Here is a 22589-nt window from a genome sequence, read left to right as displayed (position 1 = left end):
GATCACCCGCTTTAGCTACAAAGGTTGTAAAGTATATATTCTAAAGGGTGAAAAAATAGACTTAATCTTTTCAATATGACCGTCATTTTTCGCTATTAGACTCTATGGCAGTCAGTTATTGACAATACCCGAGTGCCGTGCTACGATATGCCAAGACGGAAGGCTGTACAATTGGTATTTTTGAATTTCTTCATAAATGAGGGGGCCTCTATAATGTATACCGAGAAGGTAATCGACCATTTTACTAATCCGCGCAATGTGGGGGAAATCCCTGACGCTGACGGTATTGGAGATGTAGGGAACGCTGTTTGCGGCGATACCACGAAGATTACGATTAAGGTTGAAGACAATAGAATTAAAGACATCAAGTTTAAAACCTTTGGCTGCGGAGCCGCTATTGCCACCAGCAGCATGTTGACAGAAATGGTTATAGGGATGACTCTCGAGGAAGCCCTGCAGGTTGATGATGTAGCGGTAGCGGACATGCTCGGCGGGCTTCCGGAACAAAAAATGCATTGTTCCAACATGGCTGCCCATGCGCTGCACACCGCTATTGAAGATTACAAGAAAAAACAGGGTTAATGAGCCATCGGCCTGGAGGAATTTTGCAAATAATGTAGAAGTTCAAACCGGGTGATGAAATTGAAAAAAGTTGGAAAAAAAGAAGCTGCCAAATGGAGCTGGCCGGTTTGGGCGGTAATAGCTCTGGGTTTCATAGTTTTCGCCCTGCCCATTAACGAAAGGCTCAAGCTGTGGTTGATGGTGCCGCTGTATGGGTTGTTTATCTTTGTTTACTATAAATATGTCCATAAAAAGAGATCTTCATGAGAAGGTCTTTTTCTGGTAGAATGATGCGTGTATTTGGAAGGTGTGAGTTAAGACGAAAGACAGTTTTGAAACGGGCAGGGAACGCTTGGCCAAGGATGCCTTCGCCCGGCGCCTGGGAATTGAACTTATTGAGATGAAGGAAGGTTACGCCCGCGCTACCATGAAAGTTACCCCGGAGCTCTTAAACGGCGCCGGGGTTACGCACGGCAGCGCCGTATTCGGCCTGGCGGACCTGGTATTCGCGGCGGCCAGCAACTCGCACGGTCCCGTAGCGCTGGGCCTCAACGTGAACATACACTATCTAAAGGCCACTACCAGCGGCGCGTTGCTTACCGGAATTGCCCGCGAGGAAAACCAGACCAGGAAAACCGGCTTATACCGCCTGGAGGTAACGGATGAAAAGGGCGACCTGGTAGCGCTGGCGGAGGGTCTGGCCTACCGTCCGGGCTCCGGGAAGTGATTAAGCATCGACATGATCGTAGACGCGGGTTAGCTTGACTGTCCCTATGTGGTCAATCAACCCGCGTTCTTTCATTTTCAACCAGAAGGGCAGCGCCTCCTCATAGATCTCGTTTACCGTAATGGTCTTGAAGCGGGGCCGGAGCTGTCTTAGCGCCCCTTCACCAAGCCCTTTTCGTTTGTGGTTGTTGCCTATGGTCAGTACTCTAAGATCCAAATGGTTACCGTACTTGAAACCTATAATTTTGATACCCCAGCCAAACTTGTAGACTACAGCCAGCTTATCTCCAAAATATTTTTCCGTCTCCGTAACACCCTGGATCAGGTCGTACATCCCCAACCCTTCCCTCATTATTTTGATACCTATACATATTGTAACAAATGACACTGGATTAACAACGTACCAGGGATCTAATGCTCCGGTTTTATTTTGGTTGTATTGCAGCGTTTCTCCGGCATATTTTGTTTTTGCCGTTTTTGCGTTTATAATGAAAGAAAAAAATGGAACTTACCGGGGGTGAGGCCGGTGGAGTATGACCTGGTTGTTATAGGCGGCGGACCGGCCGGTATGTTGGGGGCGGCCACTGCTGCCAGAAGGGGTTTAAAGGTTGTTCTGCTGGAGAAGAATGACAGGCTAGGCAAAAAGCTGGCAATCACCGGCGGCGGCAGGTGCAATTTTACGAACGACAGCGACGGTGATGCTTTTAGCGGAAATATAGTTACGAACGGGAAATTCTTATACAGCGCTCTAAATGCTTTTGCCGGCCGCCATTTAGTGCAGCTCTTCAAGACTCTGGGCCTTCAAGCCAGGGTAGAGGCGGGCGGCAGGGTGTTTCCCGCCTCCGGCCAGTCCGGCGATGTTCTTAAAGCCCTGCAAAAACACCTTCAGGACAGCGGAGTGGAAGTCCGGTATAATTCCGGGGTGAGGCAGTTGCTGTCCAGGGACGGGCAGGCCGCCGGCGCCCTTCTGTCTGATAACAGCACGGTAAAAAGCCGGAGCGTGCTGGTTGCTACCGGTGGCGCCTCTTACCAACAGACCGGCTCAAGCGGGGACGGCTACCGGTTTGCCCGCCGGTTGGGGCACACCATTGTTGGACCACGGCCCGCTCTGGTGCCGCTGGTAGTACGGGATGGCTGGGTGCGGGAGTTGCAGGGGCTGGCTCTGGATCATGTGATGCTGCGCGTGGCCGCTGGCGGCCGGGCCAAAGCGGAGCAGTCCGGTGAGCTTCTTTTCACTCATTTCGGCCTGTCCGGTCCGGCAGTTTTAAACCTCAGCAGCTTTTTGACCAAACATTTCAGTTTTCCGTTGGACTTAATAATTGATTTAAAACCCGGTTGGCCGGGTGAACGGCTCAATAAGCTCCTGCAGGATCATTTACAGCAAAACCCGGCCAGGTCTCTGAAAAACACCCTGAGCGTTATTCTCCCTCAACGGCTGGCGCCGGTTATACCCGTCCTGGCGGGTGTTGACGGCGGCAGGCAGGGAGCCCAGGTGACCAGAGGCGAACGGGAGGAGCTGGTGAGCGCCCTGAAAAACCTGGCGGTGACAGTGACCGGTACCCGGTCGCTTAACGAGGCTATTGTGACAGGCGGCGGGGTTAGCGTCAAAGAAATCAACCCCTCCACGCTGGAGTCGAAAATAATCAGGGGGCTATATTTTGCCGGCGAGGTCATCGATGTAGACGCTTTGACTGGGGGCTTCAACCTGCAAATCGCTTTCTCCACCGGCTACTTGAGCGGGAGCAGTGCAGGCGCCGGGCGGTAGCGGACAGGGAAAGCATATACGCTGTATTGTCAATGTGGTTGCGAATTCATTTGCACATGACCCCCGAGAAAAGTAGTATTATAGTATATATAAGGATTAGTAGAAACCCCTTACTTGCAGTGCGAGTGTGATTTGAAATCGCACCCACATCAAGCCAATTCAGAATGAATGTTTTTGTTTGTAAACTATTTTATACCGTCTCGTTAAATACTTCTTGACTTGTCCTTAAAATGCGGCAATAATAGTGTATAGACAATCTTACCAGATACAAGGGGAGTAGCCACCGGGTTTATCCCGGAGCAGGGGTCGTCAGTACGGTGTTGGATAACACCCGGCTCTTGCGTCTGCAAAGGTATGGCAAGACCTTCGTAATTTTCAGCAGTGGAAATGCGGAGGTTTTTTTATTTTTAAATTTTGCAAAGGAGGTGTTAGCATAGATGGTTGTGAATATTATGGTGCTGGCTGCAGGTCTGTTGGCCATCTTGTTGGGGGCTAAAACCTTCACCAACGGGATCGAGTGGCTGGGTAAAAAGTTGAACCTGTCCGAAGGGGCTGTAGGGTCGGTGCTGGCGGCGATCGGCACGGCGCTGCCGGAAACCATGGTCCCGATCATCGCGATCCTGTTCGGCCCGGTCGGGAGCGCCCATGAGGTGGGTATTGGCGCTATTCTGGGAGCTCCGTTCATGCTCAGCACGCTGGCCTTCGGGGTAGTGGGGATCTCCAAGATGTTCTACTGCCGGGACGGAGGAAGCCGCTGTATAGACGTAAAAAGTTCCATATTAATGAGGGACCTGAAATATTTTATCTTCTTCTATAGCCTGGCGGTGGCGGCGGCCTTTTTGCCCATCCAGCCCCTAAAGATTATGGTAGCGGTTATTCTGCTCCTGGGGTACATTTTTTATGTTAAGATCACCCTCGGGGACGGGGACACTTTGTCCGAGCTGGATATTGATCCGCTGTATTTCTGGAAAAGAGAAGGGGAGCCGCCCCTTTGGGTGATGCTGTCCCAAATCGCGGTGAGCCTGGCGCTTATCGTCGTCGGCGCTGATTATTTCGTGGGAGCTCTGGGCAACCTGGCGACCAGCTTGATGGCTCCAGCCTTGATCCTGTCTCTGATAATCACACCGGTAGCTACCGAACTGCCGGAAAAATTCAACAGTGTGATCTGGGTAAAAGGGGGTAAAGATACCCTGGCTATGGGCAACATAACAGGAGCCATGGTTTTTCAGAGCACGATTATCCCCATCATCGGTATTTTATTTACCCCCTGGATAATTTCCCCCCTGGCCGCACTGAGCGCTGGCCTGGCGTTGTTATCAAGCCTGACGATTTTCCTTTTTGTCAAAAGGCAAAAAGAGCTGAAAGCCACAGTGATGTTTTACCCGGCAGCGATTTATGGGATATTTTTGCTTTTGGCCCTGACGGTGGTATTATAAAAGGAGGGAATGGACGTCTTCGGAACTTAATTGGTTAAAATGTTAGGAAACTGTTAAAACTTGAGATAAGGAGGCTTACTTAATGAATAACTTCAAGGTCTGGTTGATGATGGCAGGCCTTTCCGTCATCCTTGTACTAATCGGAAATGCAGTCGGAGGCAGTAACGGCGCCATGCTGTTCTTCCTTATTTCGCTGGGTATGAATTTTTTCAGCTACTATTACAGCGACAAAGTGGCTATTAAAATGACCCGCTCGCAGCCGGTTTCTGAGGAAGAGGTTCCGGAGCTTTACGCCATCGTGCGCCGGTTGACCCAGCGGGCCGGGCTGCCTATGCCCCGCATCTATATCACTCCTTCACCGCAGCCCAATGCTTTCGCCACAGGCAGGAACCCTGCTCATGCGGCGGTAGCCGTTACCGAGGGGCTTGTGCAAATACTAAACAAAACCGAACTGGAAGGTGTACTGGCTCACGAACTGGCCCATGTTAAAAACCGGGATGTCCTGGTAGGGACCATTGCCGCTACCTTTGCCGGGGCGATCTCCATGCTGGCCAACATCATCCAGTGGGGCGCCATCTTCGGCATGGGCCGCGATGACGAAGAAGGTGGAGGCAGCATGATCGGAGGGCTCCTGCTGGCCATTATCGCGCCCATCGCGGCTATGATCATCCAGATGGCCATTTCCCGCTCGCGGGAATACATGGCGGACGAGGACGGAGCCCGTTTTGCCGGTAATACCGGAGGCCTTGCCAACGCCCTTTTGAAGCTGGAAAGCGCGGCTCACAGGATCCCGATGCAGGTAAACCCGGCGGCATCGCACATGTTCATCGTCAACCCGCTTTCCGGCGCATCCATGGCCAGGCTCTTCAGCACCCACCCGCCCATCGAAGACAGAGTCAAACGGCTGAGCGAGTTGAGAGTCTAACGAATTCATTCGCACATAACCCCATAGAAATGCAGTATACATTACGCCCTACGCCCTACGGCTTACGCCTTACAGGTTTGTAGGGCAAATTTATCCGCACTTTCAGATCTTGAAATTTGTATGAATTTATAAGCCCCTTTTATATTAAGCCAAAATTTCTGGATTTCTTAAAATAATTTGCATGGCATAGGGGCCGTTCTTTCTGTCTATACTGAACCAGGAAGATTTAAAAAGCCGGCTGACCTGTTTTTCCGCGGCAACTGGTGTAGTAACAGGCAGGGAGTGATAATAGTGGCGCAGACCATATCCATCGGAGCCACGCAGCACATGGAGCTTTTTAAGGCCAAACTCGGCAGTCAGCTGAAGCTGTGTGAAGGACAAGGTCTGAAGGTGGACCTGGAAGAGTCTCCGGCTGGTAAATTCACCTTTCTCTCCTGCCGCATTGCTGGAGAGGCTCAGCGCGGGTCAAACGACGAGCATATCCAAACCCTTCTTAGGCAGCAACTGGCTGAAATAATTTCTGACGTCATTCTCAATCACTGGGAGGATGCCCTTTTAAAAGACATTATCCGGGAAAACTATTATTACTTTGGTGACGAAGAAAAGAAGCTTATTTTTGACTATTCGTTGCGCCACATCAACCGTGAGGGCAGGGAAGCCCAGAACACGCTCTATTGGCTGAGCCGGAAGAACCGTATTAATCAAAAAATCATAGATTTCTTAAACTATAATAACCGCATTATCGTCGACGGATTCATCCGTTTCAGGCTGAAGGAATACCTGGCCGAGCTGCGGGACGCCACCGAAAAAGCGGTTGACGAATTTTTAATGGAGAGGGAGTACCGTGAATTTATTCAGCTATTGCAGTATTTTGTAGAAGTTCAGGAACCGCGCATGGAAATGGTCCATTTGTGCATCTCTGAATCCGGCAGCTTCAAGCTTTTTGACGATAAAATGCAGCCGGTCCGGAGTGATTACATGGATGGTTTTTTTCTGGATATGCTGGAAAATGAACTAAACTACGAAGACCTCCTGATCAGCGCTCTGATCACCATCGCTCCCAGGAAAATAAACATCCACCGGGCCAGTAAAGAAAACCATAACGCGACGCTGGAAACGATTAAAAGTGTTTTTACCGGCCGGGTGAGCGAGTGTCCTGGTTGCGCTCTGTGTACAGAGCCTTGAATAAATGTCTGAAGCATTTCTTTCACAAGCCATTGGTCTTGAATTGAACCGATTTGCTTTTGTTGACAATGAAGGATTTAGCCAATATAATACTGTAAGAATAGTGATAAACGAGTGATGATAAGGACGAGTAAGTTTCACACCGGCCAAAGAGAGAAGGCGCCATAAGGCTGAAAGCGCCTTTGGATGCGGGTGGACTGAAAAACCACCTTGGAACTGCCGGCCGAACTGACGAGTAGGCCGCGACGGAGGCAACCGTTATCTGCGTGAGCGAGGAATTTGTATTTTCCTAACCAGGGTGGAACCGCGGAAATCCCGTCCCTGACTTTTTGTCAGGGGCGATTTTGTTTTTCATGAAAGGATGTGTTGGTTTTGGGTGAAGCCGGCAATATTAAAGTAACCCTGCCGGACGGCTCGGCCAGGGAGTACCAGGCGGGCACAACGCTTATGGATATTGCCAGGAGTATCAGCCAGCGTCTGGCCAAGGAAGCGCTGGTAGCCAGGGTGGACGGCCGGCTGGTCGACCTGGGGGCGCCATTGAACAGTGACGCCAACGTTGCATTTTTGACCTTTGAAGACGATGAGGGCAAACAGGTTTTCCGCCACAGCACGGCCCATGTCATGGCCGAGGCGGTGCAAAAGCTGTTCCCCGGCGTTAAGTTTGCTATCGGCCCGGCTATTGCCGACGGCTTTTATTACGACTTTGACACCAAGGAGCCCTTCAGTCCGGAAGATCTGGCCAAGATCGAAAAGGAAATGGAGGCCATTGTTAAGGCCGATAAGCCCTTTGAACGCTCCGAACTGACCAGGGCTGACGCGCTGGCTAAGTTCGGGGAGGCAGGCCAGGACTACAAGGTGGAACTGATTGAGGACCTGCCTGTGGATGTTGGCCTGTCCTGCTATCGCCAGGGTGATTTTACCGACCTCTGCATGGGGCCGCACGTGCCCTCGACCGGGCGCTTGAAATCCTTCAAGCTGATGAGCGTGGCAGGCGCTTACTGGCGGGGCAGCGAGAAAAACAAGATGCTCCAGCGGATTTACGGCACTTCTTTCCCCAAGAAATCCATGCTTGACGAGCACCTTTTCCGGCTCGAGGAAGCCAAGCGGCGTGACCACCGAAAAATCGGCGCGGAACTGGATCTTTTCAGCATTCATGACGAGGGTCCGGGCTTTCCGTTTTTCCATCCCAAGGGAATGATACTGCGCAACGAACTGGAGGACTTCTGGCGGCAGGAGCACAAAAAAAGGGGCTACCAGGAGATTCGCACGCCGATTATTTTGAACAGAGCCCTCTGGGAGCAGTCCGGGCACTGGGACCATTACCGCGATAATATGTATTTCACCAAGATCGACGAGGGTGATTTCGCTGTCAAGCCGATGAACTGCCCTGGCGGCATCCTGATTTACAAGAGCAAGCTGCACAGCTACCGTGAGCTTCCCATTCGCATGGGTGAACTGGGGCTGGTGCACCGGCACGAGCTTTCCGGCGCATTACACGGTTTGATGAGAGTCCGTTGCTTTACCCAGGACGACGCCCACATATTCATGCTTCCCTCCCAGGTTAAGGATGAGATCATCGGAGTCATCAACATGGAAGAAGATTTCTATAAGGTGTTCGGTTTCTCTTTTCAAGTGGAGCTTTCCACCAGGCCGGAAAAAGCCATGGGCTCCGAAGAAACCTGGGAGAAGGCCACCGGTGAGCTGCGGGACGCCCTGGAGGCCAGGGGCCTCGATTATAAGGTAAACGAGGGGGACGGCGCCTTCTACGGGCCGAAGATTGATTTTCACCTTAAAGATTCCCTGGGCCGCACCTGGCAATGCGGGACGATCCAGTTGGATTTCCAGATGCCGGAGGTGTTCGACCTTACCTATGTCGGTGAGGACGGCCAGAAGCACCGGCCGGTGATGATCCACAGGACGATATTCGGCAGTATTGAAAGGTTTATCGGCATTCTCACCGAACACTTCGCCGGAGCTTTTCCGGCCTGGCTGGCCCCTGTCCAGGCCCGTGTCCTGCCCATTACCGACCGCCACCTTGCGTACGCCCGTAAGGTTGTGGACAGCCTTGAGCAAAAGGGTATCCGGGTGGAGATGGACGCCCGCAACGAGAAAATCAACTATAAAATTCGCGAAGCCCAGGCGCAAAAAATTCCCTATATGCTGGTTGTCGGTGACAAGGAGGCCGAACAGGGAGCGGTGGCCGTCCGCCACCGCGGCCGTGGCGACCTTGGAGCCCTCCCGCTGAGCGAGTTCGAAGACAAACTGCTCAGTGAAATTAAAGAGAAGGTTAACGCCTAGAGTTCCGGTTAATTACCATAGTTATCCGTGCGCATGTTCTAAGTAAGGTGTGACACGGGGACGGGGTTCTTGTCAACTTTTATCCCCCAAGAGGAAGTTTTCGAAAAGGCTTGACTTGCGGGCAGGTGGTTTTCCGGAGCGAACGGAGCACTTGGATGCGTTCCTTAGCGCGTGCGTTGCTTGCAGAAAAGCTAAAATAGCGCGTAGCTACCAGGCTGCAGTCTGTTGATGCGGTCGATATGACGCCCTTCTTACTGAAATGTAGAATTGCAAAGTGAGCGGAGGATAACCACCTGACCACTACCCCAAAGGCTTTTCGAGAACGGCAGACAGAAGGACCGTCCCCTTGTCTAGCCTTGTCTACCGCCAAAGCGGTATGTGGAGCTGCTTTTCTAACTCTTGCAGTATTGGAGATAATTTCTTGACGTGCCAGGTGGGGTATGCTATAATACTTTCGTCCAATTGCACACTTACAAAGTAGAAGCCATCCGCTTCTCACCTTACGACGCTTGTATAGCAGTCCATAAGGTTCTTGATAGTTTAGATATTTAAGCGGGTGGATTTTGCCCGCTTTTTTATTTGGGTAAATTTTGATGGAGGTGAACCAGCTATTACAAAAGATTTCCGAATCAACGAGGAGATCAGGGCGAGGGAAGTCAGGGTTGTAGACAGCGAAGGGAACCAACTCGGCATAATGTCCGGCAGGGATGCCTTGCGACTCGCGGAGGAGAAGCAGCAGGATCTGGTTGAAATTGCCCCTGCCGCCAAACCCCCGGTTTGCAGGATTATGGATTTTGGGAAATATAAGTATGAACAGAGCAAGCGTGAGAAAGAGGCCAGGAAGAAACAAAAAATAATCAGCGTCAAGGAAATCAAGATGCGTCCCAATATTGAAGACCACGATTTTGAGGTCAAGGCCAAAAACGCGATCCGTTTTTTAAAGGATGGCGATAAAGTAAAGGCGACCGTTATCTTCCGCGGGCGCGAGATCGTCCATACCCAAATCGGACAGCAGCTGCTGAAAAGACTGGCGGAAGATTTAAAAGAGCTGAGCAATGTTGAAAGAGTGCCCAAGCTAGAAGGAAAAAACATGATTATGATCCTGGCGCCGAAGCAAGAAAACTAGAAGGGAGATGCAGCAATGCCTAAAATTAAGACCCACCGCGGTGCTGCGAAGCGTTTTAAAAAGACAGCCACCGGGTTGCTAAAAGGTTCTCATTCTTTTCACAGCCATATTCTCGGTAAAAAGAGCTCCAAGAGGAAACGCGGCCTGCGCAAATCAACAATTGTAAGCGCGGCCGATATGAACCGCCTGAAAAAGTTGATGCCTTAAATTCATAACGTTGTTAAACAGGAGGAATGTAATATGCCACGGGCTAAAAGCAGTGTGGTTTCACGTAATAGGCATAGAAAAATACTTAAGTTGGCCAAGGGTTACCGGGGCGCCAAAAGTAAACTTTACCGCGTAGCCAACCAACAGGTGATGAAGTCGCTGGTTTACGCTTACCGCGATCGCAGGGTGAAAAAGCGCGACTTTCGCAAGTTGTGGATAGCCAGGATTAACGCCGCTGCCAGGATGAACGGCATTTCCTACAGCCGCCTTATGAACGGCCTGAAACTGGCCGGTGTCGATATCAACCGCAAGATGCTTTCTGATATGGCCACTAATGACGCCCAGGCTTTCGGGCAATTGGTGGATATAGCCAAGGCAAAACTATAAGCAGGTAACGGGCATTATAGATTACCATGCTAAAGTTTTCCCATAAACTGTATTTTAGTGCAAGGTTGCTGTTCTTACGCAGACAACCTTCCCAGCAAGTCCCGGCATGGTATAATTACCATGCCTATTCTTTACCCGGGGTTGACAGGGGGACGGAGTTCTTGTCACCCTGTCAACAATCGCATAACGGCGCGTCAGCGCCGCACTTGGGCATCTAATGCAACTTTTGTGCGAATAAATTCACAGCTGCATTTTTTGGAAGCGATCTGTGTGTATTTTCAGAGATGGAGGAGAAGGTGGATCGGGATGTCGCCGGGTAAAAACAATCCGCATGTCAAATACCTGCGACGGCTGGGAGGGCGGCGCTTCAGGGACCAAGAGGGCAAGTTTCTGGTTGAAGGCATTCGTTTTGTTGAGGAAGCCCTTCATTCCACCTGGCCTGTGGAAATGCTGGTTTACTCCCAAAAAATTACGGAGGACGGGCGGGGCGAGAGACTCCTCAGCAATGCCTCCAACCGGAGGATAGCCCTGCTGGAGGTGGAGGAGCCACTGCTTAAGGAGTTGGCATTTACCGAGACACCCCAGGGAATCCTGGCGGTGGTTCGGCAGCGGAGCAACTCTCTGGAGGAACTGGCCGATACCGGTCAACCCGCCCTGCTGGCGCTGGTGGACGGGGTCCGTGACCCGGGCAACCTCGGCGCCATCATCAGGTCGGCGGATGCCGCGGGAGCAGACGGAGTCATTTTGCTGAAAGGCACTGCGGATATCTACAACCCCAAGACACTACGGGCAACGATGGGGTCGATTTTTCACCTGCCGGTGATACAGGGCTGCGCGGCAGAAGCGGTTATGGATTATCTCGAAGATCGAGGGATAAAAACTGTAGCCGGCGAACCCAGGGCGGCCAGAGCTGTCTACGAATGTGACCTGAGCGTGCCCTGCGCATTGGCTGTTGGGGGAGAAGCGGCTGGGGCTGGCGAGACCGTACTGGGCAGGGTGTCCGAGCTGGCTCGCATCCCGATGCCGGGCCGCGCCGAATCCCTGAATGTGGCAATTTCCGCCGCGATCCTTCTCTATGAAGCCGTAAGACAGCGACAAACGTAGTAAAATAGAGACTTTTCCACATTTTTAAGGAGCCGGACGGGGTTCGATTTTTCTGTAAACTTCCTTGTCATCAATTTTTGCTTATGGTATAATCAAACCCAAAAGGTCCCCAAAAAACTGAGGAAAGGTTGTGGTTAAATGCTTTTAACCGCCGAATTTTTTTGGAGGCTGTTTGAGGCAACCGGTTCGGTAAGGGCCTACATACTTTACAGGAGGTTAGCCGTTCACTAATTTTATAAAAATAGACGAATTGTGATGAAGGGGAAAAGTAGGTGGCCGGCGTTCTTCAGGGAAGGAGGGTCGATGGACTGGAAGCCCTCCCAGAATTGGGTCCATTGAAGTTCACCCCGGAACTGCAGCTGAACGTTTTACCAGTAGGTGTCGCCGGAGCTTCTACCGTTATCGGAAGACAGTATCGGGCGCGTCAAGCCCCGTACGGTATTGAGGGTTTATGCTCAGCGGGTATAAACTAGAGGGTGGTACCGCGGAAAAGAAATAATCCGTCCCTGTAGAGGGGGCGGTTTTTTTATTGTTAGGCAAAATTTGTTATTTTTATAGGATTCGTAATACATTTATATAGCAGCCAGGAGGTTTGTCATTTGGAAGAAAAGTTAAAAAGGCTTCATGAAGAGGCGCACAAGTCTCTGGCAGAAGCGCGAACCATGGATGAGTTGAATGAAATCAGAGTCAGAATACTGGGCAAGAAGGGTGAATTGACCCAGATTCTGCGCGGCATGGGAGGGTTAAGCTCCGAGGAAAGGCCCCGTATCGGCCAGGTGGCCAACGAGGTCAGGGATGCCATCGAAGGCGAGCTGGCGGTAAGGACTGCCGGTTTAAAGGAACTGCTCAAGGAGCAAAAACTGCGAGAAGAGGGGATCGATATTACCCTTCCCGGCACACCGGTGCTGCGCGGCCGTAAACACCCCCTGACTATTGTACGGGAAGAAATCCAGGACATATTTTTGGGCCTGGGCTTCAGTATTGCCGAAGGGCCCGAGGTTGAGACCGACTACTACAACTTTGAAGCCCTTAACCTGCCCAAAGATCACCCGGCACGGGATATGCAGGATACCTTCTTTATCAGCCCCGAAACTCTCTTGAGGACCCACACCTCGCCTGTCCAGGTGCGGACGATGGAGAAGACCGCGCCGGAGCTGCCGGTTAAAATCATAGTCCCGGGGAAGGTCTACCGCCGTGATGATGACGCCACCCACTCTCCCATGTTCAACCAGGTAGAGGGACTGGCAGTTGATCGCAGGATTACTTTCAGTGATTTGAAGGGTACCCTGGACCTTTTTGCCAGGCTTATGTTCGGCATGAAAACCAGGACCCGCTTCCGGCCCAGTTTTTTCCCGTTTACCGAGCCGAGCGCCGAGGTGGACATCTCCTGCGTGATTTGCGGCGGCGATGGCTGCCGGGTATGCTCCCATACCGGATGGCTGGAAATCCTGGGATCGGGTATGGTGCATCCACGCGTGCTGGAAGTGTCCGGTTATAATTCGGAGGAGGTTACCGGGTTTGCTTTCGGTATGGGGGTCGAGCGCATCACCATGCTGAAGTACGGCATTGACGATATGCGGCTGCTGTTTGATAATGATTTGAGATTCTTGCAGCAGTTCTAATAGATTGTCATTAATGATAACATGGGAGGTTAATAGCACTGTGCGTGTATCCTATAAATGGCTCCAGGAATTTGTAGAAATTGATATTACCCCGCAGGAACTGGCGGACCGCCTGACCCTGGCCGGGGTTACCGTGGAAGGCGTCACGGAACTTGGCGTCGGTATCAGCAATGTGATTACCGGACGTATCGAATCGATCAGCCCCCATCCCAATGCAGACAAGCTGGTTGTTACCAGTGTCGACACCGGTGGGGAGAAACGGCAGATAATTACCGCCGCCACCAACGTGCGGGAAGGGGACGTCATCCCGGTAGCGGTGGAAGGCGCCAGGCTGGCCAGCGGTTTGGTTATTAAAAAAGCTAAACTCAGGGGTGTTGAGTCCAGGGGGATGATGTGCTCCGGTCAGGAACTGGGGATCGACCCGAAGACAATGGTCGCCGAACAGGCCAACGGCATCATGATCCTGCCTCCGGGCACGCCCCTTGGAAAAGACGCGAAAGAAATACTGGGGCTGGATGACCATATCCTGGAACTGGACCTCACCCCCAACCGGGGCGACTGCTTATCGATGATCGGTGTGGCAAGGGAGGTAGCCGCCCTGCTGGGACGTCCCTTGCGCCTACCGCAGCCTTCTTTTAAGGAACTGCCGGAAAGCATTGAAGGGCAGGCGCGGGTGGATATTGAAGATACAGATCTGTGCCGCCGCTTCTGTGCCCGGCTGGTTAAAAACGTCAAGGTGGGGCCCTCTCCCCTGTGGATGCAGCAGCGCTTGCGCAACGCCGGTATCCGGCCCATCAGCAACATCGTGGATGTAACCAACTACGTCATGCTGGAACTGGGCCAGCCCATGCACGCCTTTGACTACAATCTGTTGAAGGACGGGCACATTATTGTGCGCCGGGGCCGAGCCGGGGAGAAAATGTTATCCTTAGACGGCAACGAACGTGTTCTTACACCCGACATGCTGGCGATCACGGACCCGTCCGGTCCGGTGGGTATCGCCGGGGTGATGGGGGGGCTGGCCACCGAGGTCACCGCCAAAACGGTCTCCGTACTGCTGGAGTCGGCCTTCTTCAACCCCATCAGCATACGTAAAACCTCAAAGGCCCTGGGGCTGCGGTCGGAAGCTTCACAGCGTTTCGAGAAGGGCATTGATATAGGAGGCTCAGCCAGGGCCGCCAACCGGGCGGCGCAGCTGATTACGGAGATGGAGGCGGGCGATGTTGTATCCGGCATTATCGACGTTTGCCCGGAACCCCTGCAGGAGAAAATCATATCTCTTAGGCCGGGCAGAGCCACCTATATCCTTGGTGTGGAGGTGCCAAAGGAGGAAGCTGCCGGAATACTGACCGGTCTGCAGTTTAAGGTCAGGGAATCCGGCGCTGATCTGCTGGTTACGGTACCCACCCACCGTGTTGATGTGAACCTGGAAATCGATCTGATTGAGGAGATTGCCCGTATGCACGGGTACGACCGGGTGCCGGGAACCCTCCCCTATGGCCAGTCCATTCAGGGCAAGCAGACCAGGGAACAGTCCCTTACCGCCGGGATCCGCAACAGCCTGGCCGGCGACGGGTTATATGAGGTCATGACCTATAGTTTCACCCACCCGAGGGTTCTGGAGCAAATGAATTTGCCTGCAGATAGTCCTTTTAGAGAAATGGTCAAACTGCAAAACCCCTTAAGCGAAGAGCATTCTGTTATGAGGACGATGATGCTGCCCGGTTTGCTTGAGACGCTGGCCAGGAACTTTAGCCGCCGGGTGCAAAACGGGGCCGTATTTGAAATCGGGCGTGTTTTTTACCCGCGGGAAGAGGGCTCCCTGCCGGAGGAGCGGCAGGTTTTGGCCGCCACCGCCATGGGCCGGACCGTGCCCGGGTGGAACGCGCCTGCGCGAGAACTCGATTTTTACCACCTAAAAGGCGTGCTGGAGAACCTCTTCGACTATTTGCGCACTGAGCCGGTCAATTTCCAGCCGGAGCTTGAAAACCCCAGTTTCCACCCGGGCAGGTCCGCCTGGTTGGAGGCCGGCGGTATCAGGTTGGGCGTTGTTGGTGAGCTTCACCCCGATGTCCTGGAGCAATTTGGGCTGCCGGACCGGGTGGTAGCCTTTGAACTGGACCTGGAGCAACTGCTTAAGGTATCCGGCCGGCCGTTCGTATACACTACCCTGCCCAGGTTCCCGGCGGTTGAGCGGGATATAGCGGTTTTAATCAAGCAGGGGACGCCGGCCGCGCAGGTTGTGGAAGCGATTCGCAGAGCGGGTGGCGAGCTGTTGCGATCGGTCTTTCTGTTTGACGTATACCGGGGCGGGCAGGTGCCCCAAGGCTATCAGAGCATGGCCTTCTCCCTGAGGTTCTATGCCGAGGACCGTACCCTTACCGATACCGAGGTTGCGGAAAGAACCGCTGCGATAGCCAATGCTCTGGCCCAAGGGTTCGGAGCCGAACTGCGCGCCTGAGAAATTCGAATAAAGAATTCAAACTTTGGGGCCTGCCGTTACGCAGGCCCTAAAGAATAATTACCCAGCATTTAAGCGACATTGTAGCGGTCGAAATGTTTCCAGGGTAGAAATATTATGGTCTGGTGCAGGAGAAAAAGGAAATATGGCGAAACTAAACATAAATTTTAACCTGGAGGATTACTATGGCTGGTCAGGAGTCCCGGGTGGAAGTCGAGATATTCGGTGAGTATTACACCCTGAAAGGGGACAGTTCACCTGAAGAATTGATCATGCTGGCTAATTACGTCAACCGCAAAATGAAGGCCCTGTCAGGACGCAATCCGCGGTTGAGCAGGATCCAGACGGCCGTTCTGGCTGCCCTCAACATCGCTGAGGAATTGAAAAGAATCCAGGAAGAACATGATAATCTGGTTAAAATTATTGAGCCTCCGGAAGAACATAACAAGAAAAAAAACTCATGAAAGCTTTCATGAGTTTTTGGTTTGACGGCTATATATAAATTAAGAGACCGCAAAACTCATGGGCCTCCTGCATGAGTTTTTTAATACTGCTTGCTTTTTCTGGAGATAATTATCTTAAGCGAGAAATGAGGCAGTCCTATATGCAAAACGAAGAAATAGCCTGGATATTTCACGAGCTGGCTGACCTTTTGGAACTCAAAGGGGAGGAATATTTTAAAATAAGGGCCTATCGCAACGCCTCCAGGATCCTGGCCGGTCTGGACGAGCCGGTTAAAGATGCCTGGAAGGGCGGCAGGTTGAACAAAATTCCCGGCATCGGCAAGAACATTGCCGCCAAAATCAATGAGCTATTGACAACGGGCAACCTGAAAAAATACCAGGAACTGCTGGAGGAATTCCCTCCCGGCCTGCTTGCGATTATTACCCTGCCGGGCCTTGGACCCAAAAAGGCCGGTATGATCAGAGAAAAGCTGGGCATAACCAGCCTGGAGGAGCTAGCTGCAGCCGCGCGGGAGAAGCGGTTGCGGAACCTGCCCGGGCTGGGCGTCAGGACCGAAGACGAGATTCTGAGAAATATTGAACTGCGCCAAAGTCAGGCCGGCCGCGCACTCTTGGATCTGGCCAGAAATATTGCCGCAGAACTCAAAGGCTATCTGGAACTGCTGCCCGGTGTTGCCAGAGTTGAGGCGGGCGGCAGTTTGCGGCGCTGGAAGGAAACAGTAGGGGATATCGACCTGGTAGTGGCGTCAGATGACCCCAATACCGTTATCGACAGCCTGGCCGGCCACTACAGGATTAGTCATATTTTGGAAAAAGGTTACGACGGGGCCAAGTTTCAAACCAAGTGGGGTATCGCCGTCGAACTGGAAATTGTGCCGGAAGAGGTCTTTACCCTGGCATTGTTCAGGAATACAGGCAGCCATGCCCATTTTGAAAAGCTGCAGGGTCTCTTTGAAAAAAAGGAAAACTCAGCGGCCGCCGCGCTGCTGGGCAGGAACCGGGGCGAGATGGCAGAGCAGGATATCTATGCCATGCTTGACCTTCAATACATACCGCCGGAACTCCGGGAAGACCGGGGGGAAGTTGAAGCGGCCCTGGAGAAGCGTTTGCCCGACCTGGTGAAACTTGAAGCGATCAAGGGGGACCTGCACGTTCACAGCACCTGGAGCGATGGTGTGGCGGATATCGAGCAACTGGCCGGCAGGGCCAAAGCCAAGGGTTACCAGTATATGGCGGTGACCGACCACTCCCGTTCCCTGCATATTGCCAGGGGTCTTTCCCTGGATAAGTTACACGAACAGCATGAGGTGATCCGGGAACTTAATAAGAAACAGGAGGATTTCCGGATACTCACCGGGATCGAGGTCGATATTCTGCCAAAGGGAGAGTTGGACTGCCCGGATGAGGTTTTAAAAGAAATTGACGTGGTGGTTGCCTCGGTACACAGCGCCTTTAAACAGGACCGGGAGACGATGACAGCCCGCCTGCTCTCCGCTATGGAGAACCGTAACGTGGACATCATCGGCCACCCAACCGGGCGCCTGCTGAACCAGCGTGAGGGATATGCCCTGGATTTGGAAAGAGTATTGGAGGCCGCTGCCGGTTATGGTACTATATTAGAGATTAACGCATCCCCCAACCGGCTTGACTTAAGCGATGTCAATGCGCGCCGCGCCAAGGAAAAGGGCATTAAGCTGGCCATCAATACCGACGCTCACGACCTGAAGAGGCTGGACGAAATGCCCTATGGGGTGGCCGTGGGACGCCGGGCCTGGCTGGAAGAAGAAGACGTGGTAAATACCATGCCGGCCGGGAAACTGCTCAAATACTTACGGAGAAGATGAGATGTATGGGTTAAACAATGGCGGGCCGTGAACCTGACCGGGACTACTTGAGAGGCGGCATCCTGCCCCGTTCTTTTTATGCCGGGGATACGGTTGACGTGGCCAGGAAACTCCTCGGGAACATCCTGGTCCATGAGACTCAGGATGGAGTAACCGCGGGAAAAATCGTTGAAACAGAAGCTTACATCCAGGGTGATCCCGCCTGTCACGCCTCCCGCGGCATGACTCCCCGCAACCGGGTGATGTTCGGCGCGCCCGGCCACGCTTACGTTTATTTTATTTACGGGCTGTACTACTGCTTTAACGCTGTAACCGCCCCGGCCGGGGTCGGAGAGGCGGTTTTAATACGCGCCCTGGAGCCTCTGCAGGGGATACAATTGATGCAAGCCAGGCGGAAGCGTGAACGGTTGAGGGATTTATGCAGCGGGCCGGCCAGATTGGTGCAGGCAATGGGAATTACCCGTGAGCACAACGGGGCCGATCTCACCTGGGGTCATCTATGTGTGTGCGGAGGGGCAGCCACGCCGGGTAAATTTGTAACCACAACCCGCATTGGAATTAAAGAGGGGGCGGAAATGCCCCTGAGATTTTACCTCGAGGGAAGCCCCTTTATATCCAGGAGGTAGAAATTAGATAAAAACGATTGAGCGCCCAGTTCCACACGCCGCTACCGCGGCGCCCGTATATAAGTGATGTAGGTGCGATTTTAATCGCACAGCGGCGCGTTAGCGCCGCACTTGGGTATCTAATATGACTTGTGTGCGAATGAATTCGCACCTAAGGAGGAAAATCAGTTTGAAGATCAAGGAGATTTACCAGCTGGCGGTTGAAAAGGGCATAGAGCAGGATCCACGTGCCAGGGAAACGGTAATGAAGCTGCTTGAAAAAGAAAGGAAGCTCTATGATGAGCTGAAGGAAGACGAAAAAAAGGAATTTGACCAGGATAAATTGTTTAACCCTTACGGTGATACCAGGCTCCTCTACGGAGACCCGGAGCGTGAGGTGACCAGGGTTCTCTCCGGGATCGATATGGAAACGGCGGAAGTGCTCCTGGCTGACAGGCTGAGTACCCGCGGGACCAAAATAGACCTGATTATCGCCCATCACCCGGAGGGCAAGGCCATGTCGGCGTTGTACCAGGTTATGTCCCTGCAGGAGGATGTGCTGGCCAAGTTCGGGGTGCCGATTAATGTCGCCGAGGGTATTATGGCCTCACGGATTAACGAGGTGAAGCTCGGCCTGATGCCGTTGAACCACAACCGCGCGGTGGACGCGGCAAGGCTTTTGGATATCCCCCTCATGTGCATCCACACGCCTGCGGACAACCATGTCAACACTCTTCTCCAGAATATGATGGATGAAAAGCAGCCGGAAACACTCGACGACGTGATCAAAATACTCAAGGAAATACCGGAGTATGCCGAGGCCGTCCAGTACAATGCCGGACCGGCCATCGTCCTGGGCAACAAGAAAAACAGGGCAGGTAAAATTATGGTGGACATGACCGGGGGCACCAGCGGCTCTGAGGACGCCTACGCCAAGCTGGCCACGGCTGGTGTCGGCACCCTGATCGTGATGCACATCGGTGAAAAACACCGTAAGGAAGCAGAGAAAAACCACATAAAAGTCATCATTGCCGGCCACATGGCCAGTGACTCACTTGGTCTGAACCTGGTGCTGGACCAACTGGTACGGCGTGGTGTCGAGGTGGTGCCCTGTGCCGGGTTATTGAGATACGAGCGGAAGGAGCAGCTGTAGATGCAGCGGAAGCCGGAGCTGCTGGCCCCGGCCGGTACCTGGGAGTCCCTGGTGGCTGCCGTGGAAAACGGCGCCGATGCCGTTTATCTGGGCGGCACGTTGTTTAACGCCAGGCAGTCCGCGGGAAATTTTGACCATGAGGAAATCGAGCGGGCTGTTTATTTTGCCCACGTCCGGGGAGTCAAGGTCTACGTTACCGTGAACATACTCCTGGATGAGCAGGAACTTCCTCAGGCTGTCCGGTTCCTGCATTTCCTCCAAAACTGCGGGGCGGACGCCGCCATTGTGCAGGACCTGGGCCTGGCAGGTCTGGCCCGAAAGGTAATTCCGGAACTCCCTGTCCATGCCAGCACCCAAATGACCATTCACAACCTGTCCGCGGCCCGTCTTTTAAAGGAGAATGGGATTAACCGGGTGGTGCTGGCCAGGGAGCTATCCCTTGATGAAATAAGTGAAATTGTCCGGCTTAGTGGTTTGGAAATCGAAGTTTTTGTACATGGCGCCCTCTGTGTCTGCTATTCCGGACAGTGCCTCATGTCCAGCCTGATTGGCGGCCGCAGCGGGAACAGGGGCCGCTGCGCCCAGCCCTGCCGGCTGAAATATGCCCTGGTTGATAAGGCGGGCCGGCCTCTGGCCGATCCGGCTCAGACCGGAGAATACCTTTTAAGTCCCCGTGACCTCAACATGAGCGGATATTTGCCGGATCTGGTCAAAGCCGGCGTTACCGCTTTAAAGATTGAGGGACGGATGAAAAGACCGGAATACGTCGCGACAGTAGTGCGAATTTACCGGGGACTGCTCGACCGGGCGGTATCGGGCGGCGATTTTTCTGTCAGTCCAGAGGCGGCCAGGCAGTTGGCCCAGGTTTTCAACCGGGAATTTACCACCGGCTATTTTTACGGGCGTCCGGGGCGAGAGTTGATGAGCTGGAAGCGCCCCAACAACCGGGGCGTCCGCTTGGGCAGGGTTAAGGGCTTTAACCGGCACAACCGCCTGGCGGAAGTGATCTTAGAAAGCCCGCTGCGGGTTGGTGACGGTATCGAAGTCTGGGTCAGTGATGGTGGAAGGGCGGTAGGAAAAGTCGGCCGCATCATGCTGGGCGGCAGGTCAGTTGAGCGTGCGCCCGGCAAAGCGGTAGTGCAGCTGGACATTAATGGCCGGGTTTTCCCGGGTGACCGGGTCTTCAAGACCCATGACGCCGATTTGATCGAGCGGGCCCGCGCCAGTTTTACTTCCCCTAGAGAAGTTAAGAAAATCCCGCTGGCGTTTACAGTTGCAGCCAGGGCCGGGGAACCGCTGCGGATACGGGTTCAAGACCCCGCGGGGTTTACCGGGGAGGCTGCTACGGTTTCCAAGGCAGCTGAGGCGGTGAACCGCCCGCTGACCTTGGCCTACCTGGAAAAGCAGCTGGACCGTCTGGGAAACACACCTTTTGGGTTGGGGTCTCTGGACTGCCGGTTGGACGGGCAGGTGATGGTTCCTGTTAGCGAGCTCAATGAAGCCCGGAGGGAGGCCCTGGCGCAGTTGGAGAGACGGCGGGCCGCGGGTTTAAAGGCTACGGTAGTGCCGGAAGATGTCTTCAACAGCCGCCTGTCGCAGGCGCTGGCACGGGATTTATCATCCGGCGGCGCTAACACAACCAGGACCGTGCTTTCCGTATCGGTCGGAGACCTGCCTTCGCTGCGCGCGGCGGTTAAGGCCGGGGCAGGGGAAGTGAACTTTGGTGGGGAGCAGTTCCGTTCCAAACCAATGCTTAGTATGGAGGATATTTATGCAGGTAGTGAGATTTGCCGGAAGTCGGGTATCCGGTTTATCCTCGCCTCTCCCCGGATCATGCGTGAACAAGAACTCGAAGACTTTTGCCGGTTGTTGGAAGGAGCTTCCGGGGAGTGTCTGGACGGTTTGCTTACCGGAAACCTGGGGTTAATACATAGAGCCGGGGAGATTACCGGAGTGCCGGTTTTCGCTGATTTTCCCCTGCATGTTTACAACCATGCCGCAGCCTTATTTTTGCAGGAAGCCGGTGTGGCCGGGCTGACCCTTTCCCCTGAGCTCACGCTGGAGCAGGTGAGGCGCCTGGTTCCGCTGTTGTCGGTTCCGGCGGAGGCCGTTGTGCACGGGGCGCTGCCCCTGATGGTGTCCGAGTACTGCGCTCCGGGCAGCCTCCTCGAAAACGGAAGCAGGGGGACGGTTCTTTTGCTTCCAAATGAAAAGACTTGCGGCGTATGCCGCCGCAATACTTTCGCTTTAAAGGATCGCAAGGGGGTAGTATTTCCGGTGGAGACGGACCGGCACTGCCGGATGCACATTTTTAACTCGCGTGACCTCTGCATGATTGAGGACCTCGCCGCCCTCAGGAGCGCAGGTGTCTCCGTATTGAGAATTGAGGCCGGACGGCAGGGACCCGATTACGTGCGGGACGTGGTGAAGTCATACCATACCGCTCTCGAGCTGCCTGCTTCGCAAATCCAGGAAAGAACGGCCGGCTTAAAGGATATGATGCTCAAGTACAGCCCGGCAGGTTTTACCAAGGGCCATTACTACCGTGGAGTTGATTAAAAAAACAGGTGACAAACAACATTTGTCACAAATTAGTTTTTTGACCTATGAGGAATGCAGTAAACCTACGCCCTACGCCTTACGACCTACGACTATTTACCGTAGGTGAAATCCGTTTTGCCCAGGAATCAAATCATGCAGCATGCATTGGGATTAGCAAA

The 22589-nt window shown here is 53.3% G+C and carries 22 protein-coding genes and 2 other annotated features; of the genes, 21 read left to right on the top strand and 1 reads right to left on the bottom strand.

Translation table 11 applies throughout. The features are described 5' to 3' along the window. Positions 1-213 precede the first annotated feature (213 nt). The 3 genes from nifU (at position 214) to Psch_RS14765 (ending at position 1288) form a co-directional block, all read left to right on the top strand. Positions 214-582, top strand: coding sequence for a Fe-S cluster assembly scaffold protein NifU (gene nifU / locus Psch_RS14775; protein WP_190258634.1), 369 nt, complete (start codon positions 214-216; stop codon positions 580-582). Between the two features lie 60 nt (positions 583-642). Then, a complete protein-coding gene (locus Psch_RS14770) occupies positions 643-828 on the top strand; it encodes a hypothetical protein (RefSeq protein WP_134219347.1) in 186 nt (61 codons plus the stop codon). Between the two features lie 85 nt (positions 829-913). Then, entirely contained in the window at positions 914-1288 is a 375-nt protein-coding gene (locus Psch_RS14765) for a PaaI family thioesterase (protein WP_190258633.1), read from the top strand. Here Psch_RS14765 and Psch_RS14760 read toward each other — a convergent pair whose 3' ends face one another. Next, a complete protein-coding gene (locus Psch_RS14760; RefSeq protein ID WP_190258632.1) occupies positions 1289-1639 on the bottom strand; it encodes a hypothetical protein in 351 nt (116 codons plus the stop codon). Between the two features lie 174 nt (positions 1640-1813). On the opposite strand from Psch_RS14760, the gene Psch_RS14755 reads away from it, so the two are divergent. The 18 genes from Psch_RS14755 (at position 1814) to Psch_RS14675 (ending at position 22428) form a co-directional block, all read left to right on the top strand. Beyond that, a complete protein-coding gene (locus Psch_RS14755) occupies positions 1814-3052 on the top strand; it encodes a BaiN/RdsA family NAD(P)/FAD-dependent oxidoreductase (RefSeq protein ID WP_190258631.1) in 1239 nt (412 codons plus the stop codon). Positions 3053-3489: 437 nt separating this feature from the next. Beyond that, positions 3490-4488 carry a sodium:calcium antiporter gene (locus Psch_RS14750; RefSeq protein WP_190258630.1) on the top strand — a complete coding sequence of 333 codons (999 nt, stop codon included), beginning with the start codon at positions 3490-3492 and terminating at the stop codon, positions 4486-4488. A gap of 82 nt (positions 4489-4570) precedes the next feature. After that, complete coding sequence (gene htpX, locus Psch_RS14745; protein ID WP_190258629.1) at positions 4571-5413, top strand: zinc metalloprotease HtpX; 843 nt, start codon at positions 4571-4573, stop codon at positions 5411-5413. 291 nt (positions 5414-5704) lie between these two features. Beyond that, a complete protein-coding gene (ytxC, locus tag Psch_RS14740; protein ID WP_243124136.1) occupies positions 5705-6598 on the top strand; it encodes a putative sporulation protein YtxC in 894 nt (297 codons plus the stop codon). Positions 6599-6706: 108 nt separating this feature from the next. After that, positions 6707-6924, top strand: a binding site (T-box leader). A gap of 46 nt (positions 6925-6970) precedes the next feature. Further along, a complete protein-coding gene (gene thrS / locus Psch_RS14735) occupies positions 6971-8896 on the top strand; it encodes a threonine--tRNA ligase (protein ID WP_282432470.1) in 1926 nt (641 codons plus the stop codon). A gap of 469 nt (positions 8897-9365) precedes the next feature. Next, positions 9366-9481: a sequence feature (ribosomal protein L20 leader region), on the top strand. 25 nt (positions 9482-9506) lie between these two features. Further along, positions 9507-10022, top strand: a complete 516-nt coding sequence (gene infC / locus Psch_RS14730) for a translation initiation factor IF-3 (protein ID WP_134219351.1) — start codon at positions 9507-9509, stop codon at positions 10020-10022. 15 nt (positions 10023-10037) lie between these two features. Beyond that, positions 10038-10229 carry a 50S ribosomal protein L35 gene (gene rpmI / locus Psch_RS14725; RefSeq protein WP_190258628.1) on the top strand — a complete coding sequence of 64 codons (192 nt, stop codon included), beginning with the start codon at positions 10038-10040 and terminating at the stop codon, positions 10227-10229. Positions 10230-10262: 33 nt separating this feature from the next. Then, positions 10263-10616: a 50S ribosomal protein L20 gene (gene rplT / locus Psch_RS14720; protein WP_190258627.1), complete on the top strand. Its 354-nt coding sequence runs from the start codon at positions 10263-10265 to the stop codon at positions 10614-10616. A gap of 306 nt (positions 10617-10922) precedes the next feature. Then, complete coding sequence (locus Psch_RS14715; protein ID WP_190258626.1) at positions 10923-11720, top strand: TrmH family RNA methyltransferase; 798 nt, start codon at positions 10923-10925, stop codon at positions 11718-11720. 138 nt (positions 11721-11858) lie between these two features. Beyond that, the gene (locus tag Psch_RS21540; RefSeq protein ID WP_345789085.1) at positions 11859-11951 is read left to right on the top strand and encodes a YqzL family protein; all 93 of its coding nucleotides are present in this window, start codon (positions 11859-11861) and stop codon (positions 11949-11951) included. A 41-nt stretch (positions 11952-11992) separates the two neighbouring features. After that, entirely contained in the window at positions 11993-12193 is a 201-nt protein-coding gene (locus Psch_RS14710) for a hypothetical protein (protein ID WP_190258625.1), read from the top strand. Positions 12194-12319: 126 nt separating this feature from the next. Continuing rightward, entirely contained in the window at positions 12320-13342 is a 1023-nt protein-coding gene (gene pheS / locus Psch_RS14705) for a phenylalanine--tRNA ligase subunit alpha (protein WP_190258624.1), read from the top strand. Positions 13343-13382: 40 nt separating this feature from the next. Next, positions 13383-15803: a phenylalanine--tRNA ligase subunit beta gene (gene pheT / locus Psch_RS14700; protein WP_190258623.1), complete on the top strand. Its 2421-nt coding sequence runs from the start codon at positions 13383-13385 to the stop codon at positions 15801-15803. A 185-nt stretch (positions 15804-15988) separates the two neighbouring features. Further along, positions 15989-16267 (top strand): cell division protein ZapA, encoded by a 279-nt coding sequence (locus tag Psch_RS14695; RefSeq protein WP_190258622.1) that lies wholly within the window; start codon positions 15989-15991, stop codon positions 16265-16267. Positions 16268-16407: 140 nt separating this feature from the next. After that, a complete protein-coding gene (gene polX, locus Psch_RS14690; protein ID WP_190258621.1) occupies positions 16408-18111 on the top strand; it encodes a DNA polymerase/3'-5' exonuclease PolX in 1704 nt (567 codons plus the stop codon). Between the two features lie 17 nt (positions 18112-18128). Beyond that, positions 18129-18737, top strand: coding sequence for a DNA-3-methyladenine glycosylase (locus tag Psch_RS14685; protein ID WP_190258620.1), 609 nt, complete (start codon positions 18129-18131; stop codon positions 18735-18737). A 169-nt stretch (positions 18738-18906) separates the two neighbouring features. Continuing rightward, the gene (locus tag Psch_RS14680; RefSeq protein WP_190258619.1) at positions 18907-19869 is read left to right on the top strand and encodes a Nif3-like dinuclear metal center hexameric protein; all 963 of its coding nucleotides are present in this window, start codon (positions 18907-18909) and stop codon (positions 19867-19869) included. Beyond that, positions 19870-22428 (top strand): U32 family peptidase, encoded by a 2559-nt coding sequence (locus Psch_RS14675; RefSeq protein WP_190258618.1) that lies wholly within the window; start codon positions 19870-19872, stop codon positions 22426-22428. Positions 22429-22589: the final 161 nt, after the last annotated feature.

This window comes from Pelotomaculum schinkii, assembly GCF_004369205.1.
In the GTDB taxonomy this organism is placed as follows: Bacteria; Bacillota; Desulfotomaculia; order Desulfotomaculales; family Pelotomaculaceae; genus Pelotomaculum_C; species Pelotomaculum_C schinkii.
Note: the sequence above shows the minus strand (reverse complement) of the source record. Positions and strands in the feature narration are given on the sequence as shown.